The organism is Candidatus Clostridium eludens (assembly GCF_045310515.1).
Taxonomy (GTDB): domain Bacteria; phylum Bacillota; class Clostridia; order Clostridiales; family Clostridiaceae; genus Clostridium_B; species Clostridium_B eludens.
In genome coordinates this window covers 30,199-53,694 of record NZ_JBJHZX010000019.1, presented here as the reverse complement: position 1 = coordinate 53,694, position 23,496 = coordinate 30,199, and the positions used below count along the sequence as shown (strand labels likewise).

Annotated in this window: 20 protein-coding genes; all 20 read left to right on the top strand. The window is 33.7% G+C overall.

Going from position 1 to position 23,496, the window contains the following annotated elements; translation table 11 throughout:
• The first annotated feature begins 107 nt into the window (after positions 1 to 107).
• The 20 genes from ACJDU8_RS13575 to ACJDU8_RS13480 all read left to right on the top strand — a co-directional run bounded on the left by ACJDU8_RS13575 (position 108) and on the right by ACJDU8_RS13480 (position 23,344).
• The gene (locus ACJDU8_RS13575; protein WP_406792690.1) at positions 108 to 1,436 is read left to right on the top strand and encodes an alkaline phosphatase family protein; all 1,329 of its coding nucleotides are present in this window, start codon (positions 108 to 110) and stop codon (positions 1,434 to 1,436) included.
• A 167-nt stretch (positions 1,437 to 1,603) separates the two neighbouring features.
• The gene (pdxS, locus tag ACJDU8_RS13570; RefSeq protein ID WP_406792689.1) at positions 1,604 to 2,473 is read left to right on the top strand and encodes a pyridoxal 5'-phosphate synthase lyase subunit PdxS; all 870 of its coding nucleotides are present in this window, start codon (positions 1,604 to 1,606) and stop codon (positions 2,471 to 2,473) included.
• 2 nt (positions 2,474 to 2,475) lie between these two features.
• Positions 2,476 to 3,042, top strand: a complete 567-nt coding sequence (gene pdxT, locus ACJDU8_RS13565) for a pyridoxal 5'-phosphate synthase glutaminase subunit PdxT (protein ID WP_406792688.1) — start codon at positions 2,476 to 2,478, stop codon at positions 3,040 to 3,042.
• A gap of 246 nt (positions 3,043 to 3,288) precedes the next feature.
• Complete coding sequence (locus ACJDU8_RS13560) at positions 3,289 to 5,520, top strand: methyl-accepting chemotaxis protein (protein WP_406792687.1); 2,232 nt, start codon at positions 3,289 to 3,291, stop codon at positions 5,518 to 5,520.
• Positions 5,521 to 5,625: 105 nt separating this feature from the next.
• A complete protein-coding gene (locus ACJDU8_RS13555; protein WP_012102757.1) occupies positions 5,626 to 5,847 on the top strand; it encodes a helix-turn-helix domain-containing protein in 222 nt (73 codons plus the stop codon).
• Between the two features lie 153 nt (positions 5,848 to 6,000).
• Positions 6,001 to 6,927: a ribonuclease Z gene (locus ACJDU8_RS13550; protein ID WP_406792686.1), complete on the top strand. Its 927-nt coding sequence runs from the start codon at positions 6,001 to 6,003 to the stop codon at positions 6,925 to 6,927.
• A 161-nt stretch (positions 6,928 to 7,088) separates the two neighbouring features.
• Positions 7,089 to 8,267 (top strand): PDDEXK nuclease domain-containing protein, encoded by a 1,179-nt coding sequence (locus tag ACJDU8_RS13545; RefSeq protein ID WP_406792685.1) that lies wholly within the window; start codon positions 7,089 to 7,091, stop codon positions 8,265 to 8,267.
• A 167-nt stretch (positions 8,268 to 8,434) separates the two neighbouring features.
• Positions 8,435 to 9,889 (top strand): MDR family MFS transporter, encoded by a 1,455-nt coding sequence (locus ACJDU8_RS13540; protein ID WP_406792684.1) that lies wholly within the window; start codon positions 8,435 to 8,437, stop codon positions 9,887 to 9,889.
• A 39-nt stretch (positions 9,890 to 9,928) separates the two neighbouring features.
• A complete protein-coding gene (locus tag ACJDU8_RS13535) occupies positions 9,929 to 10,057 on the top strand; it encodes a hypothetical protein (protein WP_406792683.1) in 129 nt (42 codons plus the stop codon).
• A gap of 26 nt (positions 10,058 to 10,083) precedes the next feature.
• Positions 10,084 to 11,316, top strand: coding sequence for an NAD(P)-dependent malic enzyme (locus ACJDU8_RS13530; RefSeq protein ID WP_406792682.1), 1,233 nt, complete (start codon positions 10,084 to 10,086; stop codon positions 11,314 to 11,316).
• A 105-nt stretch (positions 11,317 to 11,421) separates the two neighbouring features.
• Positions 11,422 to 12,636, top strand: coding sequence for a PucR family transcriptional regulator (locus ACJDU8_RS13525; protein ID WP_406792681.1), 1,215 nt, complete (start codon positions 11,422 to 11,424; stop codon positions 12,634 to 12,636).
• Positions 12,637 to 12,852: 216 nt separating this feature from the next.
• A complete protein-coding gene (locus ACJDU8_RS13520; protein WP_406792680.1) occupies positions 12,853 to 13,434 on the top strand; it encodes a flavodoxin family protein in 582 nt (193 codons plus the stop codon).
• Positions 13,435 to 13,565: 131 nt separating this feature from the next.
• The gene (locus ACJDU8_RS13515) at positions 13,566 to 14,066 is read left to right on the top strand and encodes a MarR family transcriptional regulator (protein WP_406792679.1); all 501 of its coding nucleotides are present in this window, start codon (positions 13,566 to 13,568) and stop codon (positions 14,064 to 14,066) included.
• Positions 14,067 to 14,347: 281 nt separating this feature from the next.
• A complete protein-coding gene (locus ACJDU8_RS13510; RefSeq protein ID WP_406792678.1) occupies positions 14,348 to 15,781 on the top strand; it encodes an MFS transporter in 1,434 nt (477 codons plus the stop codon).
• 324 nt (positions 15,782 to 16,105) lie between these two features.
• Entirely contained in the window at positions 16,106 to 17,254 is a 1,149-nt protein-coding gene (locus ACJDU8_RS13505) for an iron-containing alcohol dehydrogenase (RefSeq protein ID WP_406792677.1), read from the top strand.
• A 59-nt stretch (positions 17,255 to 17,313) separates the two neighbouring features.
• Positions 17,314 to 18,672, top strand: coding sequence for an aminotransferase class III-fold pyridoxal phosphate-dependent enzyme (locus ACJDU8_RS13500; protein WP_406792676.1), 1,359 nt, complete (start codon positions 17,314 to 17,316; stop codon positions 18,670 to 18,672).
• A gap of 115 nt (positions 18,673 to 18,787) precedes the next feature.
• Positions 18,788 to 20,032 (top strand): Zn-dependent hydrolase, encoded by a 1,245-nt coding sequence (locus ACJDU8_RS13495; RefSeq protein WP_406792675.1) that lies wholly within the window; start codon positions 18,788 to 18,790, stop codon positions 20,030 to 20,032.
• Between the two features lie 47 nt (positions 20,033 to 20,079).
• Entirely contained in the window at positions 20,080 to 21,567 is a 1,488-nt protein-coding gene (locus ACJDU8_RS13490; protein ID WP_406792674.1) for an NCS1 family nucleobase:cation symporter-1, read from the top strand.
• Between the two features lie 68 nt (positions 21,568 to 21,635).
• A complete protein-coding gene (gene hydA / locus ACJDU8_RS13485) occupies positions 21,636 to 23,003 on the top strand; it encodes a dihydropyrimidinase (protein ID WP_406792673.1) in 1,368 nt (455 codons plus the stop codon).
• Between the two features lie 32 nt (positions 23,004 to 23,035).
• Positions 23,036 to 23,344 (top strand): hypothetical protein, encoded by a 309-nt coding sequence (locus ACJDU8_RS13480; protein ID WP_406792672.1) that lies wholly within the window; start codon positions 23,036 to 23,038, stop codon positions 23,342 to 23,344.
• Positions 23,345 to 23,496 lie beyond the last annotated feature (152 nt).

The following is a 23,496-nucleotide window of genomic DNA, read 5'->3' as shown; positions in this document are numbered from 1 at the left end:
TAATGCTATATTTAATTATTTTTACATGAAGTCAATATTAACATAAAGTTATACAAATATAATATATTAAAGGATTTACTAAGTTTATTATACAGGAGGTAGATTATATGCAGCGAACATCGAAATATTTATATATTATTTCATTAGATGGATTATCCTCTTTGGATTTTGAATATATTAGCAATTTGCCCAATTTTAAAAGTTTTTTAGCTACAGCATCCTATTGTAAAAATGTTTATAGTGTGTATCCTACCCTAACTTATCCGGCTCATGTATCTATTGTCACGGGAAAATATCCTAAAAATCACGGAATAATAAACAATACTTTGCTGCAGCCTAATAGAAAGTGTCCAGATTGGTACTGGTATAGAAATGAAATAAAAGGAGATACTTTTTATGATCTGGCTATAGAAAATGGCATGAAAGTGGCAGCATTACTCTGGCCCGTAACAGCTAGATCTAAAATACAGTATAATATGCCTGAAATTTTTGCCAATAGACTCTGGCAGAGCCAGGTGATAGTTTCATTATTAAATGGGGCTCCTTTATTTCAGTATGAGCTCAATAGGAAATTTGGCTATTTGAGAGATGGCATAAAGCAGCCTAACCTTGATAATTTTATTCATAAATCATTGTTGCATACTATAAAAAATAAACATGTGGATTTAACTTTGGCACATTATAGCGATTTAGACAGTATGAGGCATAAATATGGTTTTAATTCAGAAGAGGCAACACTTGCATTAAAAAGGCATGATAAAAGAATAGGAGAAATAGTACAGGCACTCAAGGAAAAAGGTATATACGAAGAAAGTACCATTATTATTTTAGGTGATCACAGTAGCTTGGATACAAATAAAGTAATTAATCTTAATGTACTTTTAAAAGACAGAGGATATATTAAAGTTAATGCAAAAGGAAAAATATCGGATTACAAGGCTATAACAAAAAGTTGTGATGGATGTGTGTATGTATATGTGAAAAATAATGATTCTAAAGTATTAAAAGAAATTAGAGAATTAATTGAAGATTTTAATGTAGTATATGAGGGTATAGAAGCAATTTATTCAAGAGAAGAAGCTTTGGAGCTTGGTGCGGATGAACAATGTTCCCTGATGCTGGAGGCCAAACTTCCTTATTATTTTCAAGATAAAATTTATGGAGAATTAATAGAGGAAATTGATAAAGAGAATTTGCAAGGAGAAGATGGGTACAAGTTATGTAATCATGGATATTCTCCTTTTAAACCTAATTATACTACCGTGTTTATGGCCTCAGGCAAAGGAATAAAAAAGGGAGTAATTATACAGCAGATGAATTTGGTTGATGAAGCACCAACTATTGCTAAGTTATTAGGATTAGAACTGAAAAATACAGATGGAAAGGTCTTGGAACATCTATTGGAGGGAAATTATATAAAGCAGGCTATTTACTAATAGTAATGCTAAAAAAAGCTTATCAGCTGTGTGATAAGCTTTTTTAGTTTGAGAAAATTCGCTTAACCTTAAAATGTATCGATACATTTGGAAAATATAATATATTAAATATAATATAACTATCTGTTCTAAAATTATTTAATAAATATTATAGGGGGAAAAATAGTATGGACAAATATGAAATAAATAAAAATTTAGCTCAAATGTTAAAAGGTGGAGTCATAATGGATGTGGTAAATAAAGAACAAGCCATTATTGCTGAAAAGGCAGGGGCTTGTGCTGTTATGGCTCTTGAGAGAGTACCCTCAGATATAAGAAAACAGGGGGGAGTTGCAAGAATGTCCGATCCTAAAATGATAAAAGAAATAAAAAAGGCTGTATCTATACCAGTTATGGCAAAAGTTAGAATAGGACATTTTGTAGAAGCCCAGGTATTACAGCAATTAAATATAGATTTTATAGATGAAAGTGAGGTTTTAACTCCGGCAGATAACTTTTATCACATAAATAAATGGGATTTTGAAGTGCCTTTTGTATGCGGAGCCAGGAATTTGGGAGAAGCACTTAGAAGAATTGGGGAAGGAGCAGCTATGATAAGAACTAAAGGAGAAGCTGGCACTGGAAATGTGGTTGAAGCTGTAACTCATATGAGAACCATGGTAGATGAAATGGGAAAAGTTAAAAGTGCAAAGGCTGAGGAACTCATGACCTTAGCAAAAGAATTTCAGGCACCGTATGATTTAATAAAATACGTATGGGAAAGTGGAAAACTTCCTGTAGTAAACTTTGCAGCAGGTGGAATTGCAACTCCTGCAGATGCAGCACTTATGATGCAGCTGGGAGCTGAAGGCGTATTTGTAGGTTCGGGAATATTTAAATCTGAAAATCCAGAAAAAAGAGCCCATGCTATCGTACTTGCCACAACCTATTACAATGATCCTAAGGTAATACAGGAAGTTTCAGAAGATATTGGAGATGCAATGCCTGGAATTGAGATTGAAAACTTAAAAGAGAAATATGCAGGACGGGGCTGGTAGATATGAGAATTGGAGTACTGTCATTCCAAGGGGGAGTAATAGAACATATTCATCATATTGAATCACTTAAAGCTATTCCTGTAGAAGTAAAGAATAAATATGAGTTAGATAATATTGATGGTATTATACTTCCTGGTGGAGAGAGTACTACTATGGGTAAACTTTTAATAGATACAGATATGCTTAGGCCTTTAAGAGAAAAAATACTTAAGGGACTGCCTGTCTGGGGAACTTGTGCCGGTATGATATTACTTGCAAATTCTATAGAGAATTCAGATAAAAGTTATCTCAAGGTCATAGATATTAAGGTAAGGAGAAATGCATATGGAAGCCAAATAGATAGTTTTTATTGTGACACCTTAATTCCAGAAGTATCACCTTCTAAGGTACCTTTAGTTTTTATAAGAGCTCCTTTTATTACGTACTTGGGCAGCAGTGTAAAGAGTTTATGTAGTGTAAAAGGCAATATAGTTGCTGCAAGGTATAAAAATATTGTTGTGACTTCATTTCATCCTGAGCTTACAGAGGATTTAAATTTTCATAAATATTTTTTATCTATGTGCAGATAACAAAAGACTTAGGCATTTACTTAAAGCCTAAGTCTTTAATATCTTATTATGAAGTTTCATAGTATAAAATATCAATTCAAGTTAAATATAGGTTAAGTTTAAGTTAAGTTTAGAATAAGAATCCAATTTCTTAACCATAAGTTAAAATTCATGTATTAAAATTGTCATAGTAGATAATGCCATTTAAGGTATCTTTGGCTTATTTGCTTTCATATACCTAAGAGTAAACGTATTGGAGGAGTTGGAGTGTTTAAAATAAAGTATTCTAAATTGTTAAACTTACTTGATAAAATCAAGATGAAAATTAGTAAATTTAATTTGCCATTTAGAAATAAGATAAAAGTTAGTAAATTTAATCTTCCATTTAGAAATAAGATAAAAATCAGTAAATTAAATCTGCCATTTGGGAATAAGATAAGAATTGGCAAATTTAATTTGTCATTTCCAAAAATAAAAAAATTTAATTTATTATTTTTGAATAGTGTAGTTGTGAAAATAATTGCCCAAATAGGGATATTAGTTATATTAATTTGTGGTGTTCTTGGGGTGATAGCTTGTTATAGTTCTTACAGAACAATGGAAAAAAGCATAGATTCTTCACTTAGAGATAGAGCAGTGGAATCATCCAAGCTGATAGCATCTATGTTAAAACAGGAGTCTAGGGTTATGACTGAAATAGCAGACAGGGAAGAGATAAAATCCATGGTTCCCGACCTTCAAATTCCTGTTCTGGCAAAAAGGGCACAGGAATTGAATTATGCAAGCCTTAATGTAATGGACTTAAATGGTTTAGCTTATATGCAAAGCGGAGGAAAAACACAGATAAATTTAGACAGCAGTGATTCAAAGTATCTTAAAAGTGCGTTAAATGGAAATGTAGAAATTGAAGGACCTTACTTTAATGTTAACGGAGATCAGATAATTGCGGTGGCAGTTCCTATAAAAAATGATAATAATAAAGTTGTTGGAGTATTATTTTCAAATATAAGTATGGTGGAATTGAATAAACTTGTTCAAAGTATGAAAATTGGACAGAGCGGATATTGTTTTATAATTGATAAAGATGGAACTAAAGTAGTTCATAAAAATCTGACTTTGGTTCTAAATAAAGATAATACCATAAAAAATGCCCAAAAAGATAAATCCCTTACTGCTCTTGCAGATCTAGAAAAAAATATGATAAATGGCAAAAGCGGATCAGGCTATTATAGTGAAGACGGAAAAGGTATGTTTATGGCATATTCGCCTATACCCAATTCAAATTGGTCTTTAGGTCTTACAATAGATCAAAAAGAAATATTTAGTGAAGTACAGGTACTTAAATATAAGATAATCTCTATGACTGTTGTATTTATACTAATAGGATTGTTCATAGGATTGTTTATAGCTGGAACTATAAAGAAACCTTTATTAAAAATAAGAAAATATGCACTGGAGTTATCTAAGTTTAATTTAGGATATAGAATTAAAATTAAAGAAAAGGATGAATTTGGAGATACAGCAGCAGCATTAAACTATGCAATGGATGATATAGCAGGTATTATAGAGCAGGTAGAAAAGCAAAGCAGCCAAACTTTGGAATCTACTAATAATGTGAATGAAATGTTTGAAAAATCCAACGTAGAGTTAAGAATGGTGTCGGATAAATCTTCTCAAATATCCTCTAATATGGAAAAAACATTGTTCTCAGTGGAGGAAGTAAATAAAAAAATTTTGAAAGTAAAAGATAAAATACAAAATGTGGTAGAAGAAGCTGATGAAGGCTTAGTTCTTACAGAAAATATAAAGAAAAAAGCGGCATATATTAAAAAAAATACGGAAAATTCCAAGTATAGTTTAGAAAGCTATTATGTTAAATCCAGTAAAGAATTAAGAAGAGCACTAGAATCAGTAAAGGTTGTAAGTACTGTTTCTGAAATGGCTGAAAAAATAAGAAATATATCAAAACGTACAAATTTATTAGCATTGAATGCCCGTATTGAAGCTGTAAGAGCAGGGGAATACGGCAAAGGATTTATGGTAGTGGCAGAAGAGGTGAGAAAACTTGCAGTACAGTCTTCCGATATGGTAAACAGTATACAGGAAAATGTAAAAGATATTCTAATATCAGTGGTAGAGTTATCAGATTCAGCGGAAGGAATATTAAAAATGATAGAGAACAATATTTTATCAGATTATGAGAAAGTTATAAAAATCAGTAATGAATATGAAGAAGACGGAATGCGATTTAAATTGGTGATACAAAGATTTTCTGAACTTACAGAAAATATAAATCAGTCATCTATGGAAATTAATGAAATAATGTGTTCAATAGTAGATTCTGTAAACCAGTGTACAAATGCATCCATAGATATTTCAGATAACATAGGCGAAATAGAAAATGAGAATAAATCTATATCAATTTATACCATGGAAAATGAATCAAGAGCTAAAGAACTATTACATATTTTAAATAATTTAATGCTAAAAAACAAATAATGGAATGTGAGAACATAGCTAAAAATGAAATTTGACTACAAATTTTTATGAGAAAGTAGTATAATAAAATTTATAAAAGTTAATATTAAATTAGGGGGTTTTCTTATGTTAAACGGAAAAAAAATTCGTGATATAAGGGTAAGCTTAGGATATACTACTCAGGATATTCAAAATATTACTAGAAATACCAAATTTAAGACTTCGATTTCAAAATCTTATTTAGAAGAATTGGAGAGAGGAGATAAGAAAAATCCAAGCCTTGAAAAAGTTGCTGTAATTGCAAAAATACTTGGCTGTAAGATTGATGATTTAATATTAAGCGCATAAACTTTTTAATTACTTAATTTTTATAAAATTGTATTTATGAATATTAATTGAAGTTGTAACATATAAGACTTTATATTATTGGAATGTAAGCTGCAGGTATTTCTGCAGCTTTAATTATTGAATATCAAGTTAAAGAAAGGAAACCATAGATTTATGTTAGATGTGTGTTTATTAGGATGTGGAGGAAGTATGCCTGTGCCTGACAGGAATCTGACTTCAATGATAGCTTCTTATAAAGGAAGAAAATTGCTTATAGATTGCGGTGAAGGTACCCAGGTTAGTTTAAAAATATTGGGATGGAAAATTGGGAATATAGATGTAATTTTATTTACACATTTTCATGCAGATCATATAGCAGGGCTTCCAGGATTATTGCTTACCATAGCCAATTCAGGCAGATTAGAACCTATTACCATAATAGGGCCTGCTGGACTAGGTCAGGTTGTTACAGGACTTAGGGTAATAGCTCCAGCACTTCCCTACGATATAAATTTAATTGAATTTCATGGAAGTGGTCAGTGTTCTCAAAAAGTAGGGCATTTTAATATAAATGTAGTGTCTGTGGATCATGGAATACCTTGCTTTGCATATTCCATAGTTATAGAAAGAAACAGAAAGTTTCATAAGGAGAAGGCCTTAAAAAATAAAGTACCATTGGCGTTTTGGAGTAAGCTTCAAAAAGGAGAAGAAGTAAAACAGGGTGATAGTTTGTATACTCCTGATATGGTACTTGGACATAGTCGTAAAGGATTAAAAATATCCTATTGCACAGATTCAAGGCCTACTGAAGAACTAATGGGGTTTGTAAAAGAATCTGATGTATTCATATGTGAAGGCATGTATGGAGATGGTGAAGATATCTCTAAGGCTATTCGATATAAGCATATGATCTTTTCAGAAGCAGCAACTATTGCTAAAAAGGCAATGGTAGAGCAATTATGGCTCACTCATTTTAGTCCTTCTATGCCTGAGCCAGAATTATACTTAGAAAATGCTAAAAATATATTTGAAAATACTATAATAGGTCAGGACAGATACGTAAAAAGCATTAATTTTAAAGAAGAGGATGTTACGTCCTAATTTTGTTACAATATTTCATATGAGCATATTTCTATTTTAAAATGACTAAATACTCATAATTTTAGTAGAAATATTGTAGATTTTACCTTATAATATTATTATGGAGTTACTAAAGTCAAAATGATCTATATAAACAAATATCGGTTATGAGGTGGTTTTACATGTTGGAATATCATAATAATAATGATATAGGGGCACTTCTTGAAAACTTGAATATGGATATAATTCTTTCTAAAAACAAGACATATACAAATATAAGTGAGAATATGTTTAGATTATACTGGGAAATTGGAAACTTAATTTTAGCAAGGGAACACAGTGGATGTGGAGTTGAATTTATAAATATTTTATCAGATTATCTTAAGCTTAAGTTTCCTGGAAACCTGAGTTTTACAGAAAAAAATTTAAAGAATATGACTGTATTTGCAAGAGAATATGAGTCAAAAGATTTTGTGGATAAGACAGCTTCTAAAGTAAGTTGGTCCTGTAACATGATTATCTTAAATAAAATAAAAGATATAGATAAACGAACAGAATGTATAAATAAGATTCTTGAAAAAGGTTGGACAACTGAGGAGCTGATTAACAATATAGATGTAGAATATGGCATGGCAGGGGAAGAGGACGAGATTTCAAAAGCAGACATCTATTATGAGGATTTACAATCTATTGAGAATAAAAGTATTATTACAGGAGAAGATGATTTTATTAAAGATAGTGAAGTAAGAGAAAACCATAGTGTAGATTCAAATGGTTCTTACTTTGTACAGGATGTGGTGATAGAAGAAAATGGTGATAAACCATCTAAAGATGAAATTAAAAATTATTTTCGTGTATTAAAAGATGAATATTTAGTAGATTTTATGGAAATTTCAGATGAAGTAAAGGAAAAATATTTTCAAGGACAGTTTATGAAAAATGTGACGGAATTTTTTTTGGAGCTAAATAGAGGTTTTGCATTAGTGGGGAAAAAATATCACATAGAACTTTCAGGTGGAGATTATTATGTGGATTTGCTCTTTTATAATTTAAAACTAAAGTGTTATTTAATTGTTGAATTTAAGATAGGAAAGTTCAGACCTGAGTATCTTGGAATTCTAACTTTTCATCTTTCTATAGTAGATGACTCAATTAAGAATGATGAGGACAACCCGTCTATAGGTATAATTCTTTGTAAAGATGGAGAAAAATTAATTGTACAGTATGCCTTTAAAGATCAGGGGGATCCTGGAAATGGAGAGTATGGACTTCATGGAGATATTCCAGAACAATTTAAAGAAATACTTCCTACAGTGCAGGAAATAGGTTCCGGAATTAAAATGAAGCTGAAAGTAGAGTGAATTATTGGACGGTAAAATTATTTTAGAGTACATAACACGTATTTACATGAAACTATTTGTTTTCTAACATCTAAAGTACAAAGCTTCAGGCTCATAAGAGAACCTGAAGTTTTTTAGGGAGCACTTTTTGTGTTTAAGGTATGTATGGAAAGGAAGTGAAATTTAATATGGAATTAGAAAAGAGGAACATAGTTATAGCTAGCATGGTGGCTATGTTTCTTGCGGCTGTGGAAGGAACTGTTGTAATTACGGCTGTGCCTACTATAGTAAAAAATCTAAATGGATTTTATCTTATGAGTTGGGTGTTCTCTACATATTTGCTTACATCAACTGTGACCACACCTATATATGGTAAATTAGCAGATTTATATGGAAGAAAAAATACTCTGACTTTAGGCATAGTAATATTTTTAGCAGGAAGTTTTTTATGCGGATTATCTCAAAATATGTATTTTCTTATAATGTCCCGTGCTATCCAGGGAATAGGAGCAGGTTCAATATTTACCTTGACATATACTATAATAGGAGATGTATTCTCTGTTTCTGGAAGGGCTAAAGTTCAAGGCTGGCTAAGTACAGTATGGGGAGCTGCAAGTTTAATAGGACCTTTTTTGGGAGGGTTTTTAATAGATACTCTGTCCTGGCACTGGATTTTTTTTATAAACATACCTTTTGGAATAATATCTGTGATACTTATTCAAAAAAATCTTAAAGAAAATTTTGAAAAGAGAGATGTACATATAGATTATCTAGGAATAATAATTTTAACTATTTCTATTGTACTTTTATTATATGGATTTTTAGCTGGAGGGAATAAAGAAAGTGTATTTTTTGTACTTATATGTGTTTTAGTATCTTTTATTTTTCTTAGTATCTTTTATTTTGTGGAAAAAAGAGCAAAAGAACCTATTATACCTTTTGAAATATTTACCAAAGCCAATGTTATAGTGAATACAATAAGTTTTCTACAGTCGGCTGTATTAATTGCAATAGATGTATATATAGTTTTGTATATGCAAAATGTACTGGGGTTTGGTGCTACTATTTCTGGACTTTGTATGGCACCTATGTCCCTTGCGTGGCTTATGTCTTCAATATTTTTAGGCAAGTATATAACTAAATATAGTAAAAAAAATATAGTTTTAGTAAGTTCCTTTATAGTATTGCTGGGGAGTGTGTTATTACCTGCTCTTAATATGAATTCTTCATTAATTTTGGTAATACTTTCTGTATTAATACTAGGTTTTGGATTTGGAGGTAATACTACTACCCAGACAATAGTTATACAAACTTCAGTAGATTATTTTATGAGAGGAGTAGCGGTGGCATCTAATACACTTCTCAGGAATTTAGGTCAGACCATAGGAATAAGTGTATTTGGAAGTATATTTAACTTAAGTATAATAAGATACTTTCAAAATTTGGGTATTAACGGTATAGAGCCTAGTAATTTGTACAATACGCAGGTTTTAAATAATAATATTTCGGCTGAACTTGTAAAAGAGTCTTTAAATTCAGGATTACACCTATTATTCTTATGTTTTATTATAGTAAATATAGTTTCACTGATACTTTGTTTATTTTTGCCTAAAAGGTTTAAGGGAGAGCAGCTGGATGTATAGTCAATTCACAGTGTGCAATTTAAGGATGCAGCTGCCACTTTGAAGAAGTCAGTGGCGTTAGTAATGATAGGGTTTTATATAAAAGTATCTATGACATGGATTAAAAATAATGATATACTAACTTTTATAGCAATAAGACATTTAGACTATTTCATATGTCTAAATTAAATAAATTTTAGGAGGACATTTTATATATGGATGATTTGAAGGAAAGGGCCTTAAAATTTCACAGTGAAAATGAAGGCAAAATTGCACTAGAATGTAAAGTGCCTGTAAAAAACAAGGATGATTTAACTCTTGCATATACACCAGGAGTTGCAGAACCTTGTTTGGAAATTAAAAAAGATGAAGGAAGAATATATGAATATACTTCCAAAGGCAATTGGGTGGCTGTAGTTACAAACGGAACAGCAGTACTTGGACTAGGAGATATAGGAGCGGCAGCAGGGCTTCCTGTTATGGAAGGAAAGTGTGTATTATTTAAAGCTTTTGCAGGGGTAGATGCTTTTCCTATATGTTTGGATACAAGAAATGTACATAAAGTTATAGAAGCTGTGAAACTTATGGAACCAACATTTGGAGGAGTAAATTTAGAGGATATAAAGGCTCCGGAGTGTTTTGAGATCGAATCAAAATTAAAGGAAATAAGTAACATTCCTATATTTCACGACGATCAACACGGTACTGCAGTAGTTTCCTTAGCTTGTATTATAAATGCACTTAAAATTGTCAATAAAAAATTTCAGGATATAAAGGTAGTGGTAAATGGTGCAGGTGCAGCAGGTACTGCTATTACAAAGTTGCTTTTAAAGATGAAAGTAAAAGATATAATACTTTGCGATAGTAAGGGCACATTATATAAAGGCAGAACCCTGGGAATGAATAAATATAAAGAAGAAATGGCAGATGTAACTAATAAATCCCTTATAAAAGGAGAATTAAAGGAAGCATTAAAAGGGGCGGATGTATTTTTAGGAGTATCTAAAGCTAATTGTGTCAGTGAGGAAATGGTGAAATCAATGAATGAAAATGCAGTAATAATGGCAATGGCCAATCCAAATCCTGAGATATTGCCAGAGGCGGCTTTAAAAGCTGGAGCCAAAATTGTATGTACTGGAAGATCTGATTTTCCAAATCAAGTTAACAATGTATTGGCTTTTCCTGGAATATTTAGAGGAGCCTTAGATGTTCGAGCTTCACAGATAAATGATGAAATGAAGGTAGCTGCAGCTTATGCCATAGCAGAGTTAGTAGGGGAAGATAAACTTTCTCCACAGTATGTTATACCAGAGGCTTTTGATCTTAGAATAGCTCCTAAGGTAGCGGCTGCAGTAGCTAAAGCCGCTATTGATACAGGGGTTGCTAGAAACATAAATATTACTCCAGAACAAGTTGAGCAGCATACTAAAAATCTTTTAGGAATATAATAGGAATATAGTTTTAGCAAAAATTTTAGCTTGACATTAGGGACAACTGCTAACTTTAGTTGTCCCTTAGATTCTTAAATTTATTTTTTGTGGAGAGTGAGAGGTATGTTTGTAACTTGTAAAAACATATTGAATCTACCAGGGCTTGAAAAAATGCAAGTTGTAGCAGGAAGGGAAGGCCTAAACAAAGTAATTAGATGGGTTCATGTTGCTGAAATTCCAGATGTGTCTAATTGGGTAAAGGGTGGAGAGCTTCTATTTATCACGGGAGTAGCCATAAAGGATGATACAGAGGCGCTATTAAAATTTGTAAAGGATATCAATATGAGGAAATTATCAGGGCTTGTTATAAATATAGGACCTTATATCAAAAAAACACCTAAAGAAGTTATAGATTTTGCAGATAGCGTAGATTTTCCTGTATTTGAACTGCCTTTTGAAGTGAAGTTAATAGATGTAACCCAAAATATTTGCAGGACTATTTTTACAGAAAAATTGCAAAAAGAATCCATGAACAATTTTATGAGAGAAATAATTTTTGAAGATATAAATATTACTGAGGAAATATTAAACAGGGCTACTTTGTATGGATATAATGAAAATAAGAACTATTGTGCCATAGTAGTGGATATTGATGCTTTTAGTTCCTATTTAAAGAAAAATAAATTATATGATGAAGATGTAATTTTAAATATAAAAAATCGTATTCAGGAAGTTATTGAATATGTAATGTATAAAAATAATAAAAAATGTCTTTATGCTATGCAAAGTGATGCTTTTTTTTTCATGGTTCCTATAGAAAAAAATAATAATAATATAGAGTATATTGCGGAATGTGTAAAAAAACAAATAAATACCAGGATGGATTTTATTACAGTTAGTATAGGCATAGGGGGAATTTGTGGAGATTTAAAAAGTTTTAACAAAGTTATTTTAGAGGCAAGAAAAGCTTTGGAGATGGCAAAGCTTTATGGAAAAAATAATTGTATTATAAATTATAGTAACCTGGGCATATTTAGATTATTTTTTGAGATAAATAATTATGATGAAATGAAAAAATTATTTGATGAAAACTTGTTGAAATTAAAAGAATATGATGAAAAAAATTCTTCGAACTTATTAGAAACTTTAATTGTATATTTAAAAGAAAATAGGAATTTAGGTAAAACTGCAGAAATACTATATATTCATAGAAACACCATAAAATATAGAGTAAAAAGAATAGAAGAAATATTAAATTGTGACTTAAAAGATGAAGAAGTAATATTTAATATTAAGCTTTGTATAAGGATAGGATTGTTCCTAAAGTTAATCAAGTGATTTTTAGGTTTAGGAAAAAATAAAGGGGCTGTATCAAAACGCTGAAACATCAGCGTATGATACAGCCTTGCTTTATTATTGACAAGGAAACAATAAGATGATAGAATAATTATGTTGACAAGGAAACATAATTATTTTTTCGAGAGGTGAAAATTTAAAATGAACACACAATGTACAGAACAAACCGTAAACACACCAGACGTGAATGGAGGAAAGATGAAAGTCATGGGATTTATTGCAAGTCCGCGGAAAGAAGGCAATACCGCCTGGATAGTAAACGAAATACTGGAAGGTGCGAAAGAACAGGGCGCTGAAATTCAATCCTGGTATTTCAGCGATCTGGATATAAAACCGTGCCAGAGTTGTTACGGCTGCAAACAGGGCCATGGAGGTTGTATTATCAACGACGACATGCAGAAACTTTATGATGCCATTGAGCATAACGATGCCATTGTTCTCGGCTCGCCGGTTTACATGGGGCAGATGAGTGCCCAGGCGAAGATATTCACCGACAGGTTGTTTGCACGATTCTCTCCGCGATTCTCTCCGCATTTCAAAGAAGAAAATGCCGCGAAAAAAAAGCTGGTTCTTGTGTTTAATCAGGGTAATCCTGATTCCAGCATGTTCCAGGTATATTTTGATTATACGAAAAGTATGTTTCAGCTGCTGGAATTTGATGTTAAAGGGGTACATGTGGTTACTGGTATGCGAAATGGACCGGCGCATGAAAGAAAAGATCTGCACACTGTCATGAAGGATATCGGTTCATCGTTAGTTTCGGAACGATTCCCGGAATAATGATGATATTGCAATTGCGGAGGGGTATGCTTTGTAGCTCAATTCTTAGAATAATTACTTTCACATTGTTGAAATAGAAACAATGGTGTAATATAATATTGTTAATACACCAACGTGTGGGAGGGCAGGCCATGAACAAAGATGAACAGGTCATGATGGGTTTAAGAGACTTATTAAACAAGTGGATTTTTCTTAATAAGTTTAGGATAGAAGACAGTCTTAAGAAATACAGTCTTAATAGTTATAAGTCTTCTGAAATACATTGCATCGAATACATTGAAAGAAATGCAGACTCCAACGTGACAAAACTTGCGGAGTCTTTTTATATGACTAGGGGTGCCATAAGTAAAATAACTAAGAAGCTCATAAAAAAAGGCATTATCGAAAGCTACCAGAAGCCGAATAACAAGAAAGAAATCTATTTTCGCTTGACTTCACAAGGGAAAGTGATTAACAAAGTCCATGAAGAACTGCACAAAGAGTTTCGAGAGCGGGATAAAGTTGTATTTGAGCAGGTAACCGAGGAACAATTTGATATGATGCTTAGCTTCGTGGAAAAGTATAGTAGGCATTTGGATGCGGAAATAAAGAAGCAAGGTGTAGATACCACAAATCAAAATGATTTTGAATAATGGGGTTGTATCAATAGCCTAAAGAGGACTGTATCATATGCTGAAACATCAGCGTATGATACAGTCCTCACTTTATTATTGACAAGGAAACAATAAGATGATAGAATAATTATGTTGCCAAGGAAACATAATTATTCTTTTTTGAGAGGTGAAAATTTGAAATGAACACACAAATGTACAAAACAAAAGGTGCGAAAGAACAGGACGCCCAAACATGGAGGTTGAAGTATGAGCACAAATTATAACAAAATTCTAAAAATCAAGTGGAGGAGGACACAATAATGCAGGAAGAAAATATGAACAGTAACCGCCGTACATTTGCCTTAGTCATACTTCTGTTCGGGGCTTTTATGGATATCTTGGATACCATGATAATTAACATTGCCATACCTTCAATTCAAAGCAGTTTACAGGCTAGTTCATCGGCTGTTGAATGGACGGTAAACGCATATATCCTTGGATTGGCACTGATTATCATTACCGGGGGACGACTTGGGGATATTTTAGGTCGTAAAAAAATGTTCATGCTAGGCATAGCAGGGTTTACTATTGCATCTGCTTTTTCAGGTTTGGCTGTCACAATAAATATTCTGATTTTTTCCAGAGCAATACAGGGAATCATGGCCGCCATTATGGTTCCACAAGTGCTTTCTTATATACAAGTTTTATTTGCACCTAAAGAACGTGCCGTGGCGCTTGGCGCCTACGGCGGAGTCAGCGGATTTGCAACCGTTGGCGGGCCATTATTGGCAGCATTTCTGATAAAGATTAATCTTTTACAACTAGGTTGGCGTACAATATTCCTCATTAATATTCCGGTGGGAGTTTTCATTTTTATAGCCGCTGCGCTGGTGCTTGGGGAGTCAAAATCCATAAAACCGTTACGTGTAGACATACCGGGTACGCTGATGGTGATGGCTTCGCTTATAATGCTGCTGTATCCGCTGATACAGGGGAATAGCTTGGGTTGGCCTGTTTGGACATATATTTCAATGGTAGCTTCGCTCATGGTTGCCATCTTTTTTATTGTCTATGAGAGGCACCGTACGAAATTGAATAAATCTCCTTTAATGGCACTGAATCTTTTCCAGTTTAAGAGTTTTATTGGAGGGGTATCGGTATTTACCTCATTTATGATTGCCATGAGCGGCTATTTTCTCGTTTTTACATTTTACTTACAAATGGGATTACATTTTACGCCTTTGCACGCGGCCTTGACCGCATTGCCATTTTCGTTTATGGTTCCTGTAATGGCAGGGTTTTCAGTAACGAAATTGGCGCCGAGACATGGCCGCAAGGTGGTGGTATTAGGTTTGATATTATGCGCCCTTGGACTTGCAGGTGTGGAATTAGTGATGCACGGAGCCGGTACGTCCCTCAGCAATTGGCAGCTGATTCCCGTACTTCTTATGGGTGGTGGGGGCATGGGCATGGTTGTAGCGCCTATTACTGATTTTAGTATTTCACAAGTTCCACAACAGGATGCAGGTTCGGCTTCCGGTGTTCTGAACATGATGCAGCAAGTTGGCAGCAGTATCGGTATTGCTATTCTCGGTACGATTTTTTTCAATTCTATTGGAAGTTCATTTGGAATCAGCGGATTTGCTGTGGGCGTAAGATATGCCATTTGGTCTGCTGTTGGTATTTTGCTCTTAACTATACCATTTGTCTTCTTACTCCCCAAAAATATACACCAACATACTGAAAGTCTGTAAAAATAATATAGAAGATTCACGATGATGAATAAGTTGGAGTTAAGTTGGAGTTAAAAAGAAAATCTCCATTCTCGGATTATTTTTTATTTTAATGATAAAAAGGGACATCGCTGACTATTTTAAAGTAGTTTTGCGACACTCCCTTTATTTTTTGCAGAAATTTAAATATGTAATTTATAATGTACAAAGAAATAGAGGTATATTTGTACGCTGTGGATATATGATTATATTTTTAGATATGGTAAGTTATATGCATGATATTTAATATATTGTTAAAAAAGAGTAGGATAAATTAATGAATTTTAAATGAGCTGAGGTGTTTTTATGAGTTATTCTATATTTCAATGTCCTAGAGATATAATTTATGGTGAGGACGCAGTAAACTTAGTTGGAGCTAAATCTGTAAAACTAGGCAAAAAGGCTATGATAATTACAGGAAAAAATTCATCTAAGAAAACAGGGGCTTTGGATAAAGTCCTGGATAGTTTAAAACAGGTAAGTTTAAACTATGTAATATTTGATAAGGTAGAATCTGACCCCAGTGTGAATACAGTGAGGGCTGGGGTACAAACTGCCAAAGAAGAAAATGTAGATGTAATAGTAGCATTAGGAGGAGGAAGTGCACTAGATGCTTCCAAAGCCATAAGTGCAGTAACTACCAATGGAGGAGATATTTTAGATTACGAAAAAAAGACTCCAGAGGCTGATGGAATTCCTATAGTAGCGGTACCTACTACTGCAGGTACTGGCAGTGAGGTTAGTAAATACTCCATAATAACAGATACAGAGAGAAAAATTAAGATGTTGATTGCCAGCGATTTTCTTATACCTAAGGTAGCCATTTTAGATCCAAAGCTTACTAAAATGATGCCCCAAAGTGTTACTGCAGCCACAGGCATGGATGCATTTACTCACGCCATAGAAGCATACATATCTAAAGCTGCCCAGCCTATATCTGACATGTATGCAATAAAGGCCATAGAACTTATTACTGGTAATTTAGTAAAAGCAATTTTAAAAGAAGATGATATGGAGGCTAGAGGTAACATGTTACTTGCCCAAATGTATGCAGGTCTTGCTTTTAGTAATTCATCTACGGCACTTGTCCATTCTATGTCCAGGCCCCTTGGAGCCTATTATAAAGTTCCTCATGGTCTTGCAAACGCACTGCTTCTTCCGGAAGTAATGAAATTTAACAGGGCCGCATGTTCAGAAAAATTTAAAGTTGTGGCAGAGGCTATGGGGGAGAATATAGAGGGCAAATCTATAAGAGAAGCTAGCTACACAGCTATAGGATCTATAAAAAATCTATTTTTAGAAACAGGACTGCCAACAAGTTTAAAAGAAGTGGGAGTAGATAAAAACAATTTTGAGAAAATGGCTAAAGATGCCATGGAGAGCAAGACTACGGCGCTTAATCCGAGAAGACCTGAAGTAGAACAGCTTATAGAAATATATAAGACAATATACTAAGGCATGCTCAAAAAAAAGTTTGTTTTTAAAAATGTATTCATATATTAGGGGGAGTAGAAATGGAAATTTTGGAAAATGAGGAATTGGGTTTAGAAAGTAATAAAATAAAAGAATATGATAAAAAGTATAATTTACATTCATGGAGCGCACAAAAAAAATTAGATCCACTTGTGATCACAAAAGCTGAAGGAATTTACTTTTGGGATAGTACAGGTAAAAAGTATTTTGATATGTCTTCACAGCTTGTAAATTTAAATATAGGACATGGAAATAAGAAAGTAATAAATGCTATAAAAGAGCAGGCAGATAAGATGCCTTTTATGGGCCCTGGATATGCAGTTGATGTAAGGTCCAAATTGGCAGCTAAGGTTATAGAAAAAGCTCCTAAAAATATGGGAAAAGTATTTTTTACGTTAGGCGGGGCAGATTCCAATGAAAATGCTATAAAAATAGCTAAAATGGTAACAGGAAGGTTTAAAGTATTTTCCAGATATCGTTCTTATCATGGGGCAAGCTTTGGAGCTGCAAACTTAACAGGAGAACCAAGAAGATATACCTGTGAACCAGGTATACCGGGATTTGTTAAATTTTTTGATCCCTATATTTACAGAGAAAGTATAAGATTTGAAAGTGAAGAGAAAGCATGTGAATTTTATCTTGAAAAATTAAGAGAGCAATTAATTTATGAGGGAACTGAAACTGTGGCGGCTATTTTCTTGGAAACTGTAACAGGAAGTAATGGTGTAATTATTCCACCTAAGGGATATCTTCAAGGTATAAGAAAGTTATGCGATGAATTTGGAATAATCATGGTGTGCGATGAAGTTATGGCTGGATGGGGCAGAACTGGAGAATGGTTTGCCTGCAATAACTGGAATGTAGAGCCAGATATTATTACTTTTGCAAAAGGTATTACCTGCGGATATGTGCCTATGGGAGGAGTTATTGTAAGCAAAAAGATAGGTGAGTATTTTGATGATAATGTGCTTATGTGTGGACTTACTTATAATGCCCATCCACTGGGATGTGCTGCAGGATGTGCAACCATAGAAGTGTATGAAGAAGAAAACTTAATAGAAAATTCTAAAAAGATGGGTGTTATTTTAGGACAAAAACTGGAAGACATAAAACAAAAACATGCAAGTGTAGGAGATGTTAGATATATAGGTCTATTTTCCGCAGTAGAATTGGTTAAAGATAAAAGTACAAGAGAAGCATTAGTGCCTTATGGAAAGGATACTGAAGGGATAATGCCTAAAATTGTGGGAATGTTAAAGGAAAGAGGGTTTTCAACCTATTCTCATGAAAACTGTATAATGGTAGCCCCTCCACTTATTATTAAAAAGGAAGAACTGGAAGAGGCAATGGATATTTTAGATAAAGTATTGGATTTTGTAGATGAGTATATCAAAAAATAAAGAAAATTAAAAAAATAAGTGCCTTTTAAAATATATATAAAGACACCAATAAATTAAAACTAATCGCGTGTTATATTCTAAACCAATTTAGTGAATTTGTAAAGGAGATTTATTTATGGAAGAAGTAGAAGAAATGAGAAAAATCATTTGTAACACAGAAAGGATGGAAGATAAAATTGCCACTTTCAGTAAGTTTGGTGATACTGGAAACGGCGGTATAACAAGGTTATCCCTATCAGAGGCAGCCCTTCAGGCAAGAGGGGAATTTTCAAAAAGAATGAAAGCACTAGGTGCAGAAATTGTAACAGATGATATGGGGAATATGTATGCTACTTTCAAGGGGTCAGAAGATCTTCCGCATATTGCAATGGGCTCCCATTGTGATTCAGTAGTACAGGGCGGAAATTATGATGGAATTTTAGGTGTATTGACTGCAATGGAAGCAGCTGAAACTATAGTTACAGAAAATATTCCACATCGTCATCCAATTACAGTTATGATCTGGACTAATGAAGAAGGGGCACGTTTTGACCCTGCCATGATGTCATCAGGTGTTGTCACTGGTAAGTTTGATAAGGCAAAAATGCTGGCATCAAAAGATATAGAAGGTATAACCTTTGGAGAAGCTTTAGATGCAAGTGGGTATAAGGGTGATGAAAAAAATAGGATAAATCCCAAGGATTATAAAGCTCTTCTTGAGCTGCACATTGAACAAGGACCAGTACTTGAGTCTGCAAAAAAGGATATTGGTGTTGTAGAAGGTGTTGTTGGAATGGTTAATTATGAATTTGAATTTACAGGTCAGGCTGGACATGCAGGAACTGTTCCACAAAAAATGAGAAAGGATGCCCTTTTAGCTGCTTCTGAGGCCATTTTGTATCTTCATAGAGAACTTGACAAATTTGATGACAAGTTAGTTTATACTACTGGCAGAATTAACTGCTCGCCCAATGTACACACAATTATACCAGAACATGTTAAGTTTACTTTAGATGCAAGGCATCAAGAGCCAAAAGTAGTAGAACAAGTAGTTGAAATTATCAGAAGCATTCCTGAAGAACTTGCAGGCTGCAAAGTCAGCTTCCAGGAATTGTGGGCACGTAAAACTGTCAGCTTTAATAAAGACCTAGTAAATTTGGTTGAAAAAAATGCAAATCTTTATGGATATTCCAATATGAGAATGTACAGCGGTCCCGGACATGATGCTCAGTTTGCAGCGGATATGCTGCCTGTAACTATGATATTTGTCCCAAGTGTTGGTGGACACAGCCATTGTGAAATAGAAAAGACTCCTCTTGATAACTGTGTAAAAGGTACCAATGTATTGATTCAGACTATATTAGACGTGGATAAGATGTAAAACAATGTATTCATTTATTCATTTATTAAAAGAAAGAAGGGATTATTATGGAACAACTCAGAGAAAAAGAAATATATGAATTAGATAAGTCAGATGCAAGTGTCACAGAAAGTAAACTATACAATGATGATAATGCCCCTGTACCTGTTAAAGAAAGAACCTGGAATACTTACAATTTTACTGCCCTTTGGATTGGAATGGCTCACTGCATACCTACCTATATGCTGGCAGGGAGTTTAATATCACTAGGAATGAATTGGAAGCAGGCTTTATTTACTATTACTCTTGGAAATCTTATAGTTTTAATACCTATTTTATTAAATGCTCATCCTGGAACTAAATATGGAATAAATTTTCCGGTTTTTTCAAGGGCGGCTTTTGGAGTGTTTGGCGCCAATATACCTGCAATACTTAGAGCTGTTGTAGCCTGTGGATGGTTCGGAATTAATACTTATATAGGCGGAAGTGCATTAAATGTATTATTTGCCGCTGTAATTCCGGGGTGGAAAACTATGGGTGGAAGTTTTCAAATAGCGGGATTAAGTTTGCCTGCAGCTATAACATTTATGATATTCTGGGGTATACAGATGTTTATTATATTCAAGGGAATGGAACAGCTTAAGAAATTTGAAAATTGGGCTGCACCGGCAGTAATAGTTTTAGCTGTATTTTTGGTAATTTGGGCAGTGAGTTCTGCGCATGGTTTTGGTCCTCTTTTAAGCGAGGAAAGTAAGCTTAAAACTATGGGTGATCTTATGAAGGTATTTCCAGCAGCACTTACCAGTATGGTAGGATTTTGGGCAACTCTTTCACTAAACATACCTGATTTTACAAGGTTTTCAAAAGGACAAAAAGAGCAAGTGGTAGGTCAGTCTTTAGGTCTTCCTATAACTATGACTGTATTTTCTGCAATGGGTATAATAATAACTTCTGCTACTGTAGTTGTATATGGCAAAGCTATGTGGGATCCAGTAGATATAATAGCTAAATTTACTAATCCTATAGCATTATTAGTTGGATTTTTTGGAATAGTGGTAGCTTCTCTTTCTGTTAATATAGCTGCAAATATTGTTTCACCGGCAAATGATTTTTCAAACATAGCACCTAAACACATAAGTTTTAAAATGGGAAGTCTTATTACAGGTATTATCGGCATACTTATAATGCCATGGAAGCTGTTGGCTGATCCTAGCGGATATATATTCGCATGGCTTGGTACTTATTCTGGAATTTTGGGACCGGTAGCAGCTATAATTATTTGTGATTATTGGATTATTAAAAAGAAAAAATTGAATCTTAAAGATCTTTATCTCACAAAAGGGGAGTATACCTATAATAAAGGCTTTAACATAAAGGCTGTTATTTCACTAGCTGTAGGTATATTTGCAGCCCTTATAGGAAAAATAATTCCAAGTTTAAGTGGATTGGCTAATTATGCATGGTTTGTAGGTTTTGCATTATCTTTTGTAGTGTACTATTTATTGAGTGCTTCTTCTAAAAAACCAGAGCCTATTGGAGAACTTGTAAATGAATAGATAACAAATAATTTGGGGAATGGTTAATAGCCTTTTCCCCTTTAGATTATTTTATGAGGTGATAAATAATGGATACAATTATAAAAAATGGTATTATAATAACGGCGTCAGATACCTATAAAGCAGATATAGGTATAAAAAATGGAAAGATTGCAGCTATAGCTGGCCAGCTTGAAAATAAAAGTGCAAAAGTAATTGATGCAGAAGGTAAATATGTACTTCCAGGTGCCATAGATGCCCATACCCATCTTGAAATGCCCTTTGGAGGAACAGTATCTGCAGATGGCTATGAAGGGGGTACAAGAGCTGCTGCCTGCGGCGGAACAACTACAGTTTTTGATTTTGCCCTTCAACAAAAGGGGCATGGACTAATTCAAACTGCCCAGGAGAGGAATAAATTATGTGAACCTGTAGCTTGTGTGGATTATGCTTTCCATGTAGTTGTGTCAGATTTGAGACCAGAAATTTTAGATGAATTTAAAGCTTGCGTAGAGTATGGAATACCTAGTTTTAAAGTATTTATGGTGTATAAAAAGGAAGGATTAATGGCAAATGATGGAGTACTATGTCAGGTACTTGAAAAATCCAAGGAGGTAGGTGCCATTATAGCAGTTCATGCAGAAAATCCAGATTTAATAGATATAAGGACAGAGCAATTTTTAAAAGAAGGAAAAACTTCTCCGTGGTATCATTACCTTTCAAGACCGGAATTTGTAGAGGCAGAAGCGGATAAAAGAGCCATACACTGGGCTAAGGCGCTAAATGCCCCTTTATATATAGTTCATCTTGCAAATAAAGAGGGAATGGAAGAAGTTAAGAAGGCTAGAGATGAAGGATATGAGATATATGCAGAAACTTGTCCTCAATATTTATATTTTACTAATCAGGTTTATAAAAGGGAAGACGGAAGAAATTTTGTATGCTCTCCACCAATAAAAGGAAAAGAAAGTCAAGATGCTTTATGGCAGGGCATAAAAACTGGAGATATTGCAACTATAGCTACAGATCATTGTCCATTTCAAACTCATGAAAAGGATTGGGGTAAGGATGATTTCACCAAAATACCAAATGGGTGCATGGGTATAGAAAATATGTATCCCTATATGTTAAGTGAAGCCAATAAAGGAAGGCTTTCTTTCAATAAAGTGGTAGAAGTGTGTTCTACAAATCCTGCTAGAATATATGGGTGTTTTCCTGAAAAAGGCAGCATTACAGTAGGCTCAGATGCGGATATTGTTGTATATGATCCCCATAAAGACTTCACTATTTCTAAGGAAAATATGCATTCAGATGTGGATCATACCATATGGGAAGGGGTAAAGTTGAAAGGATACCCGGTTATGACTTTTTCAAGGGGAAAATTAGTATTTAAAGATGGAGAGTTCTTAGGAGAACCTGGCTGGGGAAAATTCTTAAAGAGGAAAAGGAGAAAATAATCTAGAGTTTAAATTAGATGGGAGGCTTTTAAATGGAAGATAAGATAAAATTCAAACAGATAATAGAAGAAGTAACAAGATGCCTTTTATGCTATGATCCACCCTGTAGTAAAGCATGTCCAGGTAAAAAGGCTCCATCAGATATTATAATGTCTTTAAGGTTTAAAAATTACAAGGGAGCTTACTATAAAACCATGGAAGACTTAAATAGGGCAGGAGAGTGTGGTCTGGCCTGTAATAATAAGATGTACTGTCAGAGAAATTGTATAAGAGGCAAAATTGACAGACCTATAAAAATAAAGATGATACATGAATTTTTATCCGAAGGCTACCATTGCTAACCCCCCATCTTCTTCAAAGTGGGAGATAAGCACTGCTACGCCTCTGGATAAGTTCTTCCCCTAAAGGATAACGTATTCTAAGTGCTGAAGACACTAAGAATACTGTTAATAAGGTTCAGATGGAGAAAAGTATCCCTCATGAGCAAACTCCA

Bases quoted from the DNA above. Each gene is read 5' to 3' on its own strand.
- ACJDU8_RS13540 (WP_406792684.1), top strand. From the start codon at position 8,435: ATGGAATTAGAAAAGAGGAACATAGTTATAGCTAGCATGGTGGCTATG.
- ACJDU8_RS13525 (WP_406792681.1), top strand. From the start codon at position 11,422: ATGTTTGTAACTTGTAAAAACATATTGAATCTACCAGGGCTTGAAAAA.
- ACJDU8_RS13545 (WP_406792685.1), top strand. From the start codon at position 7,089: ATGTTGGAATATCATAATAATAATGATATAGGGGCACTTCTTGAAAAC.
- pdxS (WP_406792689.1), top strand. From the start codon at position 1,604: ATGGACAAATATGAAATAAATAAAAATTTAGCTCAAATGTTAAAAGGT.
- ACJDU8_RS13530 (WP_406792682.1), top strand. From the start codon at position 10,084: ATGGATGATTTGAAGGAAAGGGCCTTAAAATTTCACAGTGAAAATGAA.
- ACJDU8_RS13505 (WP_406792677.1), top strand. From the start codon at position 16,106: ATGAGTTATTCTATATTTCAATGTCCTAGAGATATAATTTATGGTGAG.
- ACJDU8_RS13575 (WP_406792690.1), top strand. From the start codon at position 108: ATGCAGCGAACATCGAAATATTTATATATTATTTCATTAGATGGATTA.
- ACJDU8_RS13550 (WP_406792686.1), top strand. From the start codon at position 6,001: ATGTTAGATGTGTGTTTATTAGGATGTGGAGGAAGTATGCCTGTGCCT.
- ACJDU8_RS13490 (WP_406792674.1), top strand. From the start codon at position 20,080: ATGGAACAACTCAGAGAAAAAGAAATATATGAATTAGATAAGTCAGAT.
- ACJDU8_RS13520 (WP_406792680.1), top strand. From the start codon at position 12,853: ATGAAAGTCATGGGATTTATTGCAAGTCCGCGGAAAGAAGGCAATACC.
- ACJDU8_RS13480 (WP_406792672.1), top strand. From the start codon at position 23,036: ATGGAAGATAAGATAAAATTCAAACAGATAATAGAAGAAGTAACAAGA.
- ACJDU8_RS13515 (WP_406792679.1), top strand. From the start codon at position 13,566: ATGAACAAAGATGAACAGGTCATGATGGGTTTAAGAGACTTATTAAAC.
- ACJDU8_RS13495 (WP_406792675.1), top strand. From the start codon at position 18,788: ATGGAAGAAGTAGAAGAAATGAGAAAAATCATTTGTAACACAGAAAGG.
- pdxT (WP_406792688.1), top strand. From the start codon at position 2,476: ATGAGAATTGGAGTACTGTCATTCCAAGGGGGAGTAATAGAACATATT.
- ACJDU8_RS13500 (WP_406792676.1), top strand. From the start codon at position 17,314: ATGGAAATTTTGGAAAATGAGGAATTGGGTTTAGAAAGTAATAAAATA.
- ACJDU8_RS13510 (WP_406792678.1), top strand. From the start codon at position 14,348: ATGCAGGAAGAAAATATGAACAGTAACCGCCGTACATTTGCCTTAGTC.
- ACJDU8_RS13555 (WP_012102757.1), top strand. From the start codon at position 5,626: ATGTTAAACGGAAAAAAAATTCGTGATATAAGGGTAAGCTTAGGATAT.
- hydA (WP_406792673.1), top strand. From the start codon at position 21,636: ATGGATACAATTATAAAAAATGGTATTATAATAACGGCGTCAGATACC.